This is a genomic window from Agromyces sp. Marseille-P2726 (assembly GCF_902809835.1).
Lineage (GTDB): Bacteria > Actinomycetota > Actinomycetes > Actinomycetales > Microbacteriaceae > Agromyces.
The window spans coordinates 160,459-176,199 of the sequence record NZ_CADDWM010000015.1; the positions used below are offsets into that span (position 1 = coordinate 160,459).

At 65.7% G+C, this 15,741-nt stretch carries 11 protein-coding genes, 1 tRNA gene and 1 pseudogene; 7 read left to right on the forward strand and 6 right to left on the reverse strand.

What is annotated here, in order from left to right:
* Positions 1-14: 14 nt before the first annotated feature.
* Positions 15-581: a peptide deformylase gene (gene def / locus HUS56_RS13365; protein ID WP_173923933.1), complete on the reverse strand. Its 567-nt coding sequence runs from the start codon at positions 579-581 to the stop codon at positions 15-17.
* A gap of 40 nt (positions 582-621) precedes the next feature.
* Between def and HUS56_RS13370 the strand changes: the two genes are divergently transcribed.
* From HUS56_RS13370 to HUS56_RS13380, 3 genes are all read left to right on the forward strand, one after another.
* Positions 622-1,539, forward strand: coding sequence for a DMT family transporter (locus tag HUS56_RS13370; RefSeq protein WP_173923934.1), 918 nt, complete (start codon positions 622-624; stop codon positions 1,537-1,539).
* Between the two features lie 152 nt (positions 1,540-1,691).
* Positions 1,692-2,945, forward strand: coding sequence for a glycosyltransferase (locus tag HUS56_RS13375; protein ID WP_254431459.1), 1,254 nt, complete (start codon positions 1,692-1,694; stop codon positions 2,943-2,945).
* A gap of 10 nt (positions 2,946-2,955) precedes the next feature.
* Positions 2,956-3,029: transfer RNA gene (locus HUS56_RS13380), tRNA-Ile, on the forward strand.
* A gap of 137 nt (positions 3,030-3,166) precedes the next feature.
* Here HUS56_RS13380 and HUS56_RS13385 read toward each other — a convergent pair.
* Positions 3,167-4,401: pseudogene (locus HUS56_RS13385) on the reverse strand (IS256 family transposase); the annotation flags it as partial.
* Between the two features lie 287 nt (positions 4,402-4,688).
* Positions 4,689-5,546: a response regulator transcription factor gene (locus HUS56_RS13390; protein WP_217424025.1), complete on the reverse strand. Its 858-nt coding sequence runs from the start codon at positions 5,544-5,546 to the stop codon at positions 4,689-4,691.
* Between the two features lie 424 nt (positions 5,547-5,970).
* Here HUS56_RS13390 and HUS56_RS13395 point away from each other — a divergent pair, with 424 nt between their 5' ends.
* The 3 genes from HUS56_RS13395 (at position 5,971) to HUS56_RS13405 (ending at position 11,141) form a co-directional block, all read left to right on the forward strand.
* Complete coding sequence (locus HUS56_RS13395) at positions 5,971-7,623, forward strand: hypothetical protein (RefSeq protein WP_173923935.1); 1,653 nt, start codon at positions 5,971-5,973, stop codon at positions 7,621-7,623.
* Positions 7,624-8,074: 451 nt separating this feature from the next.
* The gene (locus HUS56_RS13400; RefSeq protein ID WP_173923936.1) at positions 8,075-9,679 is read left to right on the forward strand and encodes a hypothetical protein; all 1,605 of its coding nucleotides are present in this window, start codon (positions 8,075-8,077) and stop codon (positions 9,677-9,679) included.
* 46 nt (positions 9,680-9,725) lie between these two features.
* Complete coding sequence (locus HUS56_RS13405) at positions 9,726-11,141, forward strand: hypothetical protein (RefSeq protein ID WP_173923937.1); 1,416 nt, start codon at positions 9,726-9,728, stop codon at positions 11,139-11,141.
* Positions 11,142-11,258: 117 nt separating this feature from the next.
* Here HUS56_RS13405 and HUS56_RS13410 read toward each other — a convergent pair whose 3' ends face one another.
* Positions 11,259-12,482 (reverse strand): IS256 family transposase, encoded by a 1,224-nt coding sequence (locus tag HUS56_RS13410; RefSeq protein WP_173921883.1) that lies wholly within the window; start codon positions 12,480-12,482, stop codon positions 11,259-11,261.
* Between the two features lie 304 nt (positions 12,483-12,786).
* Here HUS56_RS13410 and HUS56_RS13415 point away from each other — a divergent pair, with 304 nt between their 5' ends.
* Positions 12,787-14,070 (forward strand): serpin family protein, encoded by a 1,284-nt coding sequence (locus HUS56_RS13415; RefSeq protein WP_173923938.1) that lies wholly within the window; start codon positions 12,787-12,789, stop codon positions 14,068-14,070.
* Between the two features lie 43 nt (positions 14,071-14,113).
* Here HUS56_RS13415 and HUS56_RS13420 read toward each other — a convergent pair whose 3' ends face one another.
* Both HUS56_RS13420 and HUS56_RS13425 read right to left on the reverse strand, forming a co-directional pair.
* On the reverse strand, positions 14,114-14,911 hold the full coding sequence (locus HUS56_RS13420; RefSeq protein WP_254431460.1) for an alpha/beta fold hydrolase: 798 nt from the start codon (positions 14,909-14,911) through the stop codon (positions 14,114-14,116).
* Positions 14,912-15,131: 220 nt separating this feature from the next.
* Positions 15,132-15,728, reverse strand: coding sequence for a DUF1992 domain-containing protein (locus HUS56_RS13425; RefSeq protein ID WP_173923940.1), 597 nt, complete (start codon positions 15,726-15,728; stop codon positions 15,132-15,134).
* Positions 15,729-15,741: the final 13 nt, after the last annotated feature.

The following is a 15,741-nucleotide window of genomic DNA, read 5'->3' on the forward strand; positions in this document are numbered from 1 at the left end:
GGGTGCCTGCGAGCTCAGCCTTCCAGGTCGTCGACGCCGGGCATCCACGAGACGCCGGGTCGCCCCCAGCCGACCTTCTTCGCGATCTTCGCCACAATGCGCTGATCCTTGTCGCCGAGGCGATCCGTGTAGAGCGTGCCGTCGAGGTGGTCGTACTCGTGCTGGAAGATCCGGGCGAGCCATCCCTCGGCCTCGATCTCGAATGACGAGCCGTCGAGCTCTGTCGCGCGGAGCAGCGCCCGTTCGGCTCGGCGCAGCGGGAATCGCTCTCCGGGGAAGGAGAGGCACCCCTCGGACTCCTCCTCGGGGTCGGGTTCGCCCGCGGGCGGCGGTGAGATCCACAACTCGGGGTTTATGGCGCCCCCCCGCCACTTGCGCCCGCCCTCGTCGACCCACCCGAAGGTGAAGACGCGGAGTGCCACCCCGACCTGGGGGGCGGCGAGGCCGACGCCAGGCGCGGCATCCATCGTCTCGTACATGTCCCGCACGAGGACCCGGAGATCGTCATCGAACTCCTCGACCGGAAGCGCGGGGGAATGCAGCACGGGATCGCCCGAGATGCGGATGGGGAGCACGGCCATTCGCCAAGGATATCGACGGCCGAACAGGTAGTGTCGTCACGTGGATCCGGACCTGAGCGACCTCTCCGAGCAGATCGCACTCGACCCCACGCAGTTCATCGGGATCCCGCTCGCGCTCGTCGGAGCGGTGTTCCTCTCGCTCGGCGCCCAGTTCCAGCACCGGGGTGTCGTGAAGGTCGAGGCGCGCACGGTCGACACGCTCGGCAAGGGGCTGAACGGCAGGCAGCTGGCCCTGTTGCTCGCTCGCCCGTCGTGGGTGCTCGGCACGCTCATGCTCGGCCTCGCGATCGTGTTCCAGCTGGGTAGCCTCTACTTCGCGCCGATCATCGTGGTGCAGCCGCTCGGTGCGATCGCGCTCGTCATCACGTCGATCCTGAACTCGCGCCTCAACCACGTGAAGCTCAACCGCAAGTCGATCATCGCGATCATCATGTGCGTCGGCGGCGTCTTCCTGTTCGTCGGCGTCGCGGCCTTCACGGCTGTCGACAAGCGGGTCACCGACCGGCAGCTCGTGACGATCCTCATCATCCTCGCGGTCGTGCTGATCCTTGCCGGCGTCGCCTTCGGCATGCTGCGTCGCCGGATCCGCGCGATCTTCTACGTCATCATGGCCGGAGTGCTGTACGGCTTCGTCGTGACCTTGGCCAAGGTGGTGCTCGGACGCATCCAGCAGCGCGAGTTCGAGTGGCTCACGTTCACCTGCCTGCTCGGGCTTCTTCTCGCGATGGCGCTCGGCGCCTACTTCGTGCAGAACGCCTACGCGACCGGCCCGCCCGACCTGGTCATCGCCGGCCTGACTGTCGTCGATCCCATGGTTGCGGTCGTGATCGGCATCGTCGTGCTCGGTGAGGCGTCGCAGGCGCCACTCTGGGCCATGGTCACGTTCGTCGTTGCGGGTGCGATCGCCGTCTGGGGCGTGTTCATGCTCGCCCGGAACCATCCGCAGACACGGCTGTGAGCAGGTCGAACGACATGCGATCCTGCGAACACGCAGCCGGCGGTGCGTAGACTATGGTCGGATTCAGTCAGCGCGCGCTATCCCCCGACTGCGCCGGCACATGACGGGGCCAGATCGCCCCCATCCGACAACTGTGAGGAACAAACACCAACGTGTCTGACACACCCGGTGCGTCAACCCCCGGCACCGTCGACCCTCAGACGGACGGACCGCTCAGGATCCTGATCGGAGCCGACACGTTCGCTCCCGACGTGAACGGTGCGGCCCGCTTCGCCGAACGTCTCGCCGCAGGGCTCGTCGAGCGCGGCCACGACGTGCACATCGTGGCCCCCGCTGCGAGCCGCAAGCACGGCACGTGGAAGGAGGTGCACGAGGGTCAGGAGATGACCGCGCACCGCATCTACAGCTGGCGCTGGTACCCGCACGACTGGCTTCGCTTCGCCCTTCCGTGGCGCATCAAGCAGAACGCCGCTCGCATCCTCGATGAGGTGAAGCCCGATGTCGTGCATTTCCAGTCGCACATCGTCGTCGGGCGCGGGCTGTCGATCGAGGCGGAGAAGCGCGGCATCCGCATCGTCGGCACCAATCACTTCATGCCCGAGAACATGCTCGAGTTCACGCTCATTCCGAAGGCCTGGCAGGACTGGTCGGTGGGGCTCGCCTGGAAGGCCGCGCGGCGAACGTTCGGTCGGGCTGAGGCGGTCACCACCCCGACTCGCCGCGCCGCCGACTTCTTGGAGCGGTATACCGGTCTGCGCGGCGTGCACGCGATCTCGTGCGGCATCGACGCGCACAAGTACTCGCCGAACTGGGCGCCGCGCACCGAGAACCGCATCATCTTCGTGGGTCGCGTCACCGGTGAGAAGCACATCGACGTGCTGCTTCGGGCGGTGACCCTGCTTCCCGAATCGCTCGACGTCAAGGTCGAGATCGTGGGCGGCGGCGACCAGAAGCGCAACCTCGAGAACATGGCGGTCGAGCTCGGTATCGCCGACCGCGTGACCTTCACCGGCTACGTCACCGACGAGGAGCTGCGCGAGGCGTACCACCGCGCATCCGTGCTCGCGATGCCATCGATCGCCGAGCTGCAGAGCATCGTGACCATGGAGGCGATGGCGTCGGCGCTGCCCGTCGTCGCGGCGAACGCCATGGCCCTGCCGCACCTCGTGCACGACGGCGAGAACGGCTTTCTCTTCGAGCCAGGCAGCCCCGAAGACCTCGCGGCGAAGCTGCGCAAGGTGCTCGAGGCGTCACCAGACGACTACCGCGAGCTCAAGGAAGGGTCGATCCGACTCATCGCGGCGCACGACATCCAACGCACGATCTCGACGTTCGAGAGCCTGTATCGTGGGAAGCCGGTGACCGATCCGGTCACCGACGTCGCGTCGGCGGCACTCCCCGAGTGACGCCCTGCGAGGGGCGGTAGCTCAGCCGGTCAGAGCAGTGGACTCATAATCCATCGGTCACGGGTTCAAGTCCCGTCCGCCCCACAGATATCGTTCTGATCGGGGCTTTCTTGGGATGGTCGCATGCCGCCAGTGGAATGCGATTCGGAATGCGCTCCGACATTCGACACGGTCATCCCTGGTAGTGGTGTAGCGCCGTGTCCTTCGTTGTAGATGGTTAGGCTCAGTTTGAGTACGGTGTCGGTGCTCACCTCGTTTTCGATGTCGGGGACGAGGGTGAGGCGGCTTCTGGCGAGGATGTCCAGGCCGAGGTAGCGGCGGCCTTCGGCCCATTCGTCGGTCTGCTCGGCCAGGACGGCGCCGACGAGGCGGATGATCGTGTCGCGGTTCGGGAAGATGCCCACCGAGTTGGTGCGGCGGCGAATCTCTCGGTTGAGCCGCTTGTTCGGGTTGTTCGACCAGATCTGGGCCCAGAGCCCTTCGGGGAACCCGGTGAATGCGAGGATGTCCGCGCGGGTGGTGTCGAGGTGCTCGAAGGCGTCGGGGAGCTTGCCGTCGACGTAGTCCAGGAGCCGGTCGAACTGGGCGTGCACGGCATCGGCGTCAGGTTGGTCGTGGACCGAGTGCAGCATCGCCTTCACGGCCGGCCACATGGCCTCCGGCGTCACCGACATCAGGTTCGCGGCGTAATGCGTGCGACACCTCTGCCAAGTTGCGCCGGGGAGGTTCACGACGATCGCTTCGACCAGCCCGGCGTGCGCGTCGCTGGTCACGAGCCGGACACCGGACAGGCCGCGGGCGACGAGGTCGGCGAAGAAGCTGTTCCACGCCGGGCCGGTCTCACTGTTCGCCACACGCAGCCCAAGCACCTCTCGTCGGCCGTCGGCGTTCACGCCGGTGGCGATCACGACGACCGCGTTGATCACCCGGCCGCCTTCGCGAACCTTCATCGTCAGCGCGTCCGCGGCGACGAACGTGAACGGGCCGGAGTCGCCGAGGGGTCGGTGGCGGAACTCGTCGACGTGCTCATCGAGCTCGGCCGCCATCCTCGACACCTGCGACTTCGACAGGCTGTGGATGCCGAGGGTCTTGACGAGCTTGTCCATCCGTCGGGTGGATACGCCGGCAGGTCGGCGACGACGGTGATCATCGCGGACTCGGCCCGTTTGCGGTGCTCGAGCAGCCACTCCGGCAAGTACGTCCCGGCCCGCAGCTTCGGGATCTGAACGTCAATCGTGCCGACCCGCGTGTCCAGGTCGCGGCGCCGGTACCCGTTGCGCTGGGTCCTCCGGTCCGGGGAACGCTGCCCCCATTCGGCGCCGACGACGGCATCCGCGTCAGCGGACAGCAGCGCGTTAATCATGGTCTGCAGCAGCTGCCGCATCAGATCCGGGGACGCGTCCGCGCGGGCTTCGCCGAGCAGGCCGGCAGGGTCGACAATGTGAGGTGCGGTCATCGTGTTGATTCCGTTCGAGTGAGTTGCAGGAGATTCCTCGAAGGATCACACGGTTGCCGCGCTCACGTCAGTAGCGACGAGCCCGATCCCCGCGCTACACCACTATGCGGGACTCAACTTTCGACACGCCCCGACTTGCTCGATCGATCGCGCAGGTACTCGATCGATCTCGGCCGGCCTCGGACGTTTCGGCGGGCGATGGGCCCCGTCACGCCGAACCCGCTCTCATCGGCGGCCATCTGACGAGACGCGGGGTGTCACAGTGACTGTGCCGTCCGTGCGGATGGTCAAGGACGGCTCCGTTCCGCTTGGTCGACTGTAGCTGGGCTGGTGTCAGTTCCGTCGTCGTGCGTGGCGACCTCTGCCTCGATCGTCTGAATCGCTGGAGCTCGCGCAGTGAACGAGGGCAGTTGGAGCACACGAAGCTCGTGGGCGAGAATGACGGCGCTGACGCGGTCGTTCACGTGGAGCTTGCGATAGAGGTTCTCCTGGTGCTTGCTGACAGTCCGAGGACTGATTCGCAGTCGACTGGCGATCGCGACGGTGGTGAGGCCACGAGCGACGAGCCCTAGCACTGCGAGTTCCCGTGAGGTGAGTCGAGCGTCTGCGACGGCGTTCGCATCCACCGAACCGGGCACGAAGCACTCTGCCAAGACGGCGCAATGCGCGTCCAATGCTGCGATCAGCGGTCGAAGCAGCTCGAGATCATCGGTCGCACCCTGGAGCGGTTCCGCTGAGGATACGCCGAGCCACCGGTGATCCATGTTCTGGCGTGGTCGCAAAGGGACGAAGACGAAGTCCTTGATGTTCTGATCGCGAAGGCTCTGCAGGAGCGTCCGCGACCACGAGGTTGTGAAGCGCTGCGCCTCCATAAGGCTGTGCGTGTGCGGATCTCCCGTCGAACGGTACAGCAGAGCGAGCGGATGATCGCCGATCTGCGGCACGTAAGGTGCAGCATCGACGGCCGTCTCGTATACGCCGAAACGAGCACGCGACTCGGTGAAATCAATGGTTCCGGTAGCGTCGGAAGAGAAGTACGTTGCCAGTTCGTGGCAGATCTCCACCATCGGATCATGGTCTAGCGGCCGCGAGAGCAATTCGGCCGTCAGGTCGATCCACGAATTCCGGAAACTCGAACTGCTCATGTGATCTCCAGCGAACGAGCTGCGCGTTATCTCGCACTGTGGAGCCGAGCGACGCCGTCGCTCGGCGGCGACCCGTCCAGCCCGAAACGGATTGACCACGTTGCCCGGACTTCTGCGATCAGTATCCCGCTGCTCGTGGGAACCGGCAAGGAGCTTTGACGGCGTCGCGTAGCACACCGGGTGCAGCACAGCAATGCGCACCTGTGCGTAGAGACGCCCCAAGGCGTGCGGCCGCACCATGGGTATACCGCCTTCGGCGGGCCCCCCAAATGCGCGACTCTGGGAGGATGCCATGACTTCGAAGTCACCGGCGAACGACGCCCACACATCTGATAAACGAGGGACGTCTCGTGCGCTCACGGCGATGAGAACGCCGAACCCCGTCCACTCCGGTGCGGAGCGGGAAGAGGCGGGGCTTCATTTCATGGCGGATGACCGCATCGACGTCACGTCGATGAAATCGCCCCGACGACTCGCAATGGACGCCGTGTTCCACGATCGAGCCGACCTCAGGCAGGGGCTCACGGAGAACCTTGCCCCCGCGCGAACACGCAACGCGGCGGCCGAAACCCGGGTCGAGGCGGCGTTCGCGGCGTTTCCGCGATCGCGGTCCCGGGTGACGGGCATCCCGAACGGCGACCTCCCCGCCGAGGCGGCGTTGTTCGACGTGATGAGTGCCGGGATTCGCGCTCGACTGAACGCACGCCAGCCGCGCCACCCGGGATCCGGCATCGCCATCCGTTCCGACAGTCCGTTGATCCGTCGCGCACGAAGCGGCTCCCACCGCGACCGTTCGCTGGGGACGGTCCGGGTCGACGAACTCCTCGACCACCTCAACAACCACCGTCCCGAAGTGGTCACGCTTTCGAGCGGGCGAGCCCTCACCGTGAGCCAGGCCAAGGCCCGCGCCCGGGCGATCCTGGACGAGATCGATGGCGGTGCTGGCCACGCGAACGCCGAGGTCGACATCGACGCGCTCGAGGGAACCAGCGTCACTGAGGTCGGCGACGGTGACCCGGACACCGTGAATGCGGTACAGGCGTTCGTCACGGAGAAGGTCGACACCCAGATGACCAGGGTGGTCGCCCCCGAGGACCCCGTGAGTTTTGGACTTATCCCGCTCCCCGATGAGGGAGGCAACGCGAACCTCCCGACCACGTTCCAACTGCGGCCCGGCCCGACGGACGTCACCGCGTATCACGACTTCAGCACCCTTCAGGTCGCATTCGAGAACGTTTGGCTGGAGATCCTCGACGGCGAACTCGAAACCCTCGGCCGCGACCTGTACCGCGAGTACGTCGACTTAAAGGACTTCATCGGCTACGACGAAGACACCGCGGAGAGACCGATCAGTTCGCTGCAGGACCTTGCTTGGCTCATGGGCCGGGTCCGGGAGCTGAGCCGGATGTCGCAGGACGCGATACCGGCCGGCAGCGGAGGCGGCGGCTCCTCCTCCGGGAAGCCCTCGACCGGAACGAACGAGATCGCTGAGGGGTTCGAGGACTTCCTGAACAGCCTTCCCGGAGGACGCGGCCTCACCGGCGTCCTCACGCTCGGCGTCAGCGAGTTCGTTCTGTGGTTCTTGAAGGAGACCGGCAGCATCGGCACCAAGCCGGCATTGACATGGGACGACGTGCTGAACGGCAGGCAGCTCAACCGGGGTGACCGGATCCTGGCATCCGTCGCCGAGAACCGCGTCCCGCAGGGCTCGATCGAGCTCGTACTGCGGACCGACATTTCGACGATCCAAGGGAAGGTCGGGAAGAGGAACGTCGCATTCCAGCGCTTCGACGAGCCATCGGGCAAGTTCGTGAACGTCGCCGTAGCAGGAAACTTCTATCCCGCGAGGGCAGGGGAGCCAGTGGAGTCCGGCACCGTCGCCCTGTCCGACAGCCAAGGCAACGCACAGTTCTGGGAGCACCGCGTCCTCATCGCATCCACCTCACTCGACGCCGGACTGCTCGAGTTCTCATCGCAGGAAACCGAGACCACGCTCTCCGGCCGGTACGTCCTCGGTGACCTCGACAAGGTCGTTCCCGACGGCGCGAGCGTGACCTTCTACTGGAAGGACTCCTGACATGCCGACCTACAGCGCAGCTGCCGCGGCGGCTCGATCCGCGGATGCCTCCGAGAGCAACCCGCTCGGTGGAACCAGCCGACTCGCCTACCTGCTGACCCAGCTCGAGAACAAGCTCGCCGAACGGTACGCCTTCGACGTGTTCGAACCCGGAGCCATCAACTTCGGCCTCATGGTCACGTATCGGCAGAAATGGGTGCCGCAGGACTACCAGGTCGGAGAACTGGTCAAGACCATCCCGCTCGCTCCGAAGGAGATCAAGCGGTACACGACCAAGACGGTCTCCAAGAAGACCCGAACGCAGAAGGAGCTCGACGACAACCTTCGGACCCAACGCGACGAGTCGACCGACACAACCCGAGCGGACGAGGAGATCGTCACGAAGGCGGTCAAGAAGACGAACTTCAACCTCACGGCCCAGGAGACGTTCGGGAAGGAAGGCTCGTGGTCCGTGACAGCGACCCAGAACGCAGGTGGTAGCTCCGAGAACGAATCCCACAAGACGAAGAAGGACTTCCGCGAGGCGGTCATGAAGAGCGCCAAGGAGTACCGAGAGCAGCACAAGGTCGAAGTGGATGTCTCGGAGATTGCAGAGGACGAGAGCACGGGATTCCACGAGATCCAGAATCCCAACGACGAACTCGCTGTCACGTACTTGCTCTACGAACTGGAGCGCACCTATCTGATCAGCGAGGACCTGTACAAGCTGACACCGGTGATCTTCGTCGCCAATGAAGTGCCCGCGCCGAACGCGATCGATGATGCGTGGTTGATCGAGCACGATTGGATCCTGAATCGCGCCATTCTCGACGATTCCTTCCGCCCCGCACTCGAGTACCTCACCAAGAGCTTCACCGGCGCCGAAGTCAACATCAAGATCCTCGAAGCGAACGCGGCCGCGGCGAAGGAGCTGGTCGACAAGCTGAACCAGCAGTTGCAGCTGCAAGTGGGCATCCTCGCCGCGAACCAGCGAAGCCTCGATGACGCGGTCGGCCAGATGATCGCGAGCCAGCGAGTCGAGGGAGGGCTGACCTTCGTCAAGGGCATCTTCGATCCGCTCAAGATCACCGGCGACGCAGATACCGGCGCGGTCGACGCTGCAGAGGCGATGGTCGAATACGCGCGGGACACCCTCAACCGGGCTGAGCGGGAGCGCGCTCGCCTGCTCTCCCTGGTGGAGGTCGCCGCGACCGCGCTCCAAACGGCCGTCGACAAGCTGGCACTCGCGGTCAAGGAACACTACGACCAGGTAGCGGCGATCGATCGACTGCGGGTCCACGTCAAGGAAAACATCCTCTACTACATGCAGGCGATCTGGCGACAGGAACCACCCGACCAGCGCTACTTCCGCCTCTACGATCTGGATGTTCCGGAAATCGTCGCCGAGGCAAGCGCAGAACTGACGACGGCAGGGCCCGGCACGACAGCTCGACGCGGACTCATCGACGCGATCCGCGGCGACGACTACGCGATGACGATCGTAACTGTCCCGAACTACCGCATCGAGGCCCGCAAGCTGCGCGATGTCGCAGATCTGGACAACGTCCTCGCGTACACCGGCAACTACATGGTCTTCGCCCTCAACCGGAACAACTTCATCACCCTGCGCATGATGCAGGACTACCTCGAAGTGGGGAACCAGGTCGGCCTCCGAGACCCCGACGAGTTCGGAAACCTGAGCATTACGCAGTTGCGCGACCTCGCCGTGAGAATCAAGGCCGAGGATCCGACCGCTTGGGAGACCATCAGAGAAGACTTCGAGGAGAGGCTCATCGATCGGCTCAGTTCGCCGCGGATGGAGGGTGAACTCGTGATCGTACCCAGCTCCTCGCTCTACATCGAATGCCTGGTCGGCACCCACCCGCTCCTGGAGGACTTCAAGCTGATCCACCGCGCGCTCGACGTGAAGAAGGTGCAAGCCGAGGTTCGTCGCGCTGAACTTGAGAACGTCCGTCTGGCCGCCAGGGCCCTCGAGGGAGAACGCAGCGATCCCGACATCGAGAAGACAATCCTCGTGCGCGGCGATGCCATTCCGACGATGCCGGTCGACGACTAGCGGTTCTTGACGCCCGGAGCCGGATTCGGAACGGATGAAGATCGCGATGACGGAGAAGCTCGACGACCAGCGGGCCACCCAGGACCGTCGTACAGATGACCGGTTCGGTCGGCGCGACGCGGCAAGACCAAGCCACCCTCCACAGGGGCCCGGCTGGGATCGAGCTCCGGCCGCGTCGGGTTCGATCCTCGTTCCGCCTCGCAACTGCTGGGACTTCATCACCTTCGATCCGGAGCTCAGCGACACGGTCACGGGCGTCGGGGTGCACCGTGTGATCCGCGAGCAGGTCGGCGAGTACATCGCGCGGCAGGGGTACGGTCCGAATGTGAAAGTTCGGATTCCGGGGGCGTCCTTCGACCATTATCGAGACAAGAACACATTGTCGATCGGACACAAGGGGGGCGGCCACGGCGATGTGGACCTCGCGTTCTGCTCCATCGACAAGAAGACCATGCTGGTGGCAGAGGTGAAGCCTGCGAACACCGAGGCAGCGACCGGTGATCTCCAGATCGGGTTCTACATTGAGAAAGCGAATGAGGATGCGTCCCTCAAAACGAAGCTCGGCGTGAAGGAGTTCGCGCGGATGGGTGCGAGGCACGCCCGACTTCCTACCGAGGTCGTGTACCTCAGTCGACGTTTCCAGGTGAAGTGGTGGGAGTGCGTGGATGGCGTCATCCTGTATAAGGAGATCGACAAGAAGCGACGCAACGAGAAGGGGAAGCAGAAGGAGAAGGCTTCGAAGGGGTCGATCGGGCCGACCGTGGAGATTCAGGGCCGGAAGATCCAGCTCCTCACCTCTGCGCCACGGCCTCGCACTTATGCCGATTGGGTTCCGTCGGCGCTGCGCCGGGACATCGAGGCGAACGCGCTCCCAGACGGTGTATATCGCGGTCGATACACCGCGATGTGGCCATCGGGCTACTCCGCTGACGTCGTTGTGTGGGTGGACACGGGTCCGCTCGGTCGCGAGCACTTCTACTATCACGAGTTTCCGCGAGATCCGGCATTCTATGACGACCTCGCCCGAAAGGTGGGCCTATCGGATTGGCAACGAGACCTAGTCCGGTCGACGCTCGTTGAGTACAACGAGGACATATGGCGGCGAATCGCCCCAGACCCAGTAACCGGCGTCCAATCGAGCATGAACCCCTACCATGCTCGAGATGACCTCCGCGTCTACTACGCCGACCGCCTCAAAGCCGTCGTCGGGGGAGCAGCCACGGTCATTGTCACAGCGGGCGTCACGGCGGCGGCATCCACCACCATTACGGCGGCGCAGCGTGGCGTCGTGAGCAAATTGATTGAACGCGAAGCTGAGCTCGTGCGGTCCGAGCCGCTGCCAAGCTGGGTGATGGCGGCGATCAGAGCCGGCGCGGCCGAGGCCAAAGCCGCGGGCGGAGGAGGCCCCGGAGGCGCCCCACCCATAGGGGCGTCAATTCCCAAACCCGTTACTGTTCGCTGAAAGGGTCTGCGCGCGCACCGTTTCCTGTGACACTCGAGCTGTCGTCCGCGTCTTGCTCGAGGTGGCGTCCCGCTGTGTGGTGGAGTTTCTCGACACCGTGCGGGTCAGCTTGGTTGATTATGCCGCAGCGAGTTCTGGGATGGCCACCTCCTCGGGTTCGATGTTCAGGAGCTTCATGGAGTGCTCGCTGAAGTAGCGGCGGTCGGCGCCGTCCCACTCGTCGTGCTGCTCGATCAGGACGTGCCCGGCCAGGCGGAGCAGCGCGGCGGGGTTCGGGAACGTCCCGACGACGTCCGTGCGGCGTTTGATCTCCTTGTTTACGCGCTCGAGGGGGTTCGTGGACCAGATCTGCCGCCAATGCGCGACCGGGAAGCTCGTGAACGCGAGCAGGTCATCGCGGTCGTCCTCGAGCATGCCGGCGACCTTCGGGTGCGACCTCGTGAGCATCCGGACGACCTCGTCGAACTGGGCGTGCACGTGGCCGGCATCGGGTTGGGCGAAGATCGTGCGGATGATCGACGCGACCATCGGGCCCGCGGTCTTTGGCACGTTCGCGAGCACGTTGCGCATGAAATGCACCCGGCACCGCTGCCACACCGCACCCTGCAGCACGGTCTGGGTCGCGGCGATCAACCCGGTGTGCGCGTCCGAGATGACCAGCTGCACCCCGCCCAGCCCGCGCGCCTTGAGCGACCGCAGGAACGTGGTCCAGAACGGTTGCGACTCGGTGTCGCCGACCTCGAACCCGAGCACCTCACGGCGCCCGTCCTGTGCGACGCCGACCGCGACGACGACGGCCTGGGACACGACTCGCCGGCCGACCCGGGCCTTGCAGTAGGTCGCGTCCAGGAACACGTAGGGGTAGGTGCTGTCGGCGAGGGGCCGGTCCCGGAACGCGGCGACGTCCTCGTCAAGGTTCGCGCAGATCCGCGAGACCTCCGACTTCGAGATCCCGGTGTCGGCGCCGAGGGCCTTCACCAGGTCATCGACCTTCCGAGTCGACACGCCGTGCACGTACGCCTCCATCACGACCGCGAACAACGCCTGATCCACCCGGCGGCGCCGCTCCAGCAACGACGGGAAGAACGACCCGGTCCGCAGCTTCGGGATCCGCAACTCCAACTCTCCCGCCGTGGTCGTCAGCGTGCGAGGCCGAGTGCCGTTGCGCTGCGCGGTGCGTGACTCGGTGCGTTCGAACGGGGCGGCACCGATGAACGCGGCCGCTTCCGCGTCGATCAACTCCTGGTAGAGGGCTTCGGTCGCGACCCTAATCCGGTCGCTGACATCGGTGAGTTTCAGTTCCCCGAGCAGCTCGAGGAGGGCAGACTGGTCAAGAGCCATCGTGCGTATGTGTCCTTCCGTGAGATTCCTAGACAGTTCTCACCGACCATCGCACGATGGCTCACCACGTCAAAGACGTGACACTCAACACCGAGAACTACACCACCACAAGGGACGCCACCCTTGCTCGATGCGGAAGGAGGGTCCGTATGTGTGCGAGCCGCACCCCAATACGGTCATCTGGTACCGACTGGGACCCGACGAAGCCTGACCGACGCCCTCGCTCCGAGCGGCCCCCCCGAGGGATGAGCCTCAGTGCGGGCAGAGCATGCAAGAGTCATCAGCTTCTGGACACAATCCATGTATGACGCGAGCTACCCCGGCTGCCGCAGAGTTCCGTGTATCGAAGCGCAGTCGCGCGCTCGGGGCCGGGCTAGCTGTGGCCGTCGCGCTCGTACTCGTCGGCTGTGGCGGAATCGCTGACCAGCCGGGCGGAGGCGCGCGGGACACCGTGGACGCCGATCTCGCGGGCAGCCTGTCGGCCGGGGACGCTGCCGCGGCGGCCGAGGGCGTCAACGCGTTCGGCTTCGATCTGCACACCTCGGTGGCCGAGGATGGCGAGAATACGGTCACCTCGCCGCTGTCGGCGTCGGTGCTGCTGGCGATGGTGGCCGCCGGTGCCGGCGGAGACAACGCCGAGGAGATGGTCGAACTGCTGGGCCTGGACGGGCCGCGGGACACACGGTATGCGGCGCTGCTCGCCGATCTGGTCGATGCTGGTGACGTCACGTTGGAGATCGCGAACGCGCTGTGGGCAGCGGAAGGGTATCCGTTCGAGGACGACTTCGTCTCGTTCGTGCAGCGCACGTACGGTGCGACGCTCGATGAGGTCGACCTCGGCTCGCAGGATGCCGCCGACGAGATCGACGCCTGGGTCGACGAACGCACCAAGGGGCTGATCGATGAGATCGCTGCGGATCTGGGCCTGCCCGATCCGCAGGCGGTGCTGGTGCTGCTGAATACGGTGTACTTCCAAGGCACCTGGACCACCGCGTTCGACGAGGACGACACCTGGGAGATGCCATTCGCCCTGGCCGATGGCGACGACGTGATGGTGCCCACCATGCATCGCAGCGACGTCGAGGTGGCGACCTCGTTCGGTGAGGGCTTCCAGATGCTGCGGCTTCCCTACGGTGACGACGAGCGGTTCGGCATGGAGGTGCTGCTGCCCGACGAAGACGTGGCCCTCGACGAGCTTCTCGACGACCTCGACGCCGAGGTCTGGCGGAATGCGGTCGACGGCCTTCAGCCGGCCACCGTCTCCCAGATCGCCCTGCCGCGCTTCGAGCTCGAGTGGGACGCCAGCCTCAAGGAGGTGCTGCAATCGCTCGGGATGGCGTCTGCGTTCGGCGACGGGGACTTCACCCCGATGTCACCCGCCGACCCGTTCCTCGACACCGTCGTGCAGAAAACCTACATCCAGGTCGACGAGACGGGCACCGAGGCCGCCGCGGTCACGGGAGGGATGATGGCGCAGTCCGCAGGACCGCCGCCATTCCAGGTCGACCGGCCCTTCGCGTTCACCGTCAGCGACCGCGAGACCGGCGCCGTGCTCTTCCTCGGCAGCGTCCACGACCCCCGCGGCTGACGCGCCGACGCGGAGGCCCGCGGAGAGTGTCGATGGGCGGCGATCAGTTGATCTGCAGCACCTCACGGAGTCTGGCTGCGAAGGCCTCGGGCTGACCGGCGTAGCCGAACTCACCACCCATGAAGCCGCCATGGTGGCTGGGGAAGACCGTCGCCTGCTGGCCGAGCTGGTCGGCCAGGGCGATCGCGGCGCGACCGGTGTACACCTTCACCGACTCCTCTCCGACCGCAACGATGATCCGAGTCGGCACCGCCTTCAGGGTCTCGAGGTCCGGCTCGTAGTGTGGCACCGCCCAAGACCGGTCCGACAGCAGTGGGTCGTCCCGTGTCCCGTCGTCTTCGGTCGGCAGCCCGAACACGGTGGGGTCTGGCGCAGGCTGGGCGAGGTGCTCTTCAGTGATTTCGCCCTCCCACGAGGTCATCGCAATGAACGCGGCCATGCCGGCCCCCCAGCCCTTGTCCTGGTATTCCCGCGTGTAGGCAGCTCGGGCCCGCCGGACAGCCTGCGCATCCGGCAGCACGCAGTCGATCGGCGGCTCATGGGCGACCAGGATCGACACGTCCTCCGGGTAGGCCGTGACCAGCGCGAGCGCGCTCACTGCGCCGCCGCTGCTGGCGAACATCTGCACCGGGCCGACGCCGAGTGCCTCGATGATCGCGTGGATGTCCTCGGCTTGGGTCTCCGGATCGTTCGTGACCCCGCCGTCCTTGCGCTTGCTCCGACCCAGGCCGCGCGGGTCATAGGTCACGACCGTGCGGTCCTCGAAGAGCTTCACTTGGGCGCGGAATCCGCTGGCATCCATCGGCTGGCCGATCATGAGCAGCGGCGGCCGGCCATCCACCGTCGGCAGTGGCCCGTGCACGTCGTAGACCAGGTCGACTTCTGGGAGCTCGAGCGTGTGCTGCGTCACCGGCGGCCTCCTCCATGGCGAACAGACTCACCGGATCGTACGACGCGGCACCAGCGGGGCGCTAGCGTGACCGTCAGCTCAGACTGTTCGGCGAGGACGGGCTGCCACACGATCGGCCGCGCGTTCGCTCGTGTTCGGGAGCAATGCATCATCAGCCGCGACGTCGCCACCACCGGGTTCGTGACGCTCTCTGCTCGTGCTCGAGCTGTTCCCGCTCCTCGGCCGCCTGACGCCGTCGGGCTTCGCGGCGCTCTCGCCAGGCACGAATCTCGTCGTCGGCGTCTCGAGTGGCGGTGACGACGGGGGGCCCGCCGAGTAGCTGGCGGCGCGCCTCGATCACGCGCCGGTTGAAGTCCTCCACCGCCTCCCGCACTTCGGATTCCCGGTGCATTCGATCCAGACGGGCCTCGAGTTGTTCGTTCTCGACCCGCAGGGTGAGTGCGGGCGGACCCAATCCGCTCAGTTGCTCGCGCTCGATCTTGCGACGAATCCACCAGTCGGGGTCGTGCCGCCCGGTCAGTCCCTCGAGGGGCTTCCCCGAGCCCGGGAGGTTGTCGAACTCGCCGCGACGGATGGCCTGCTGGATCGCATTCTCGACGTACGCCGATCGCTCCGCCTGGGTCCACGGGCGAGCAGGTTCGGACGCCGCGTCGGCGACATCGGGTTCCTCGCCACGGGCGATCGCCTCTTCACGGGCGAGGCGATCGAGCCGGTACTGCCACGCGGCGCGCCGGGAATCCTCGCTCATCCTCGACCTCTCT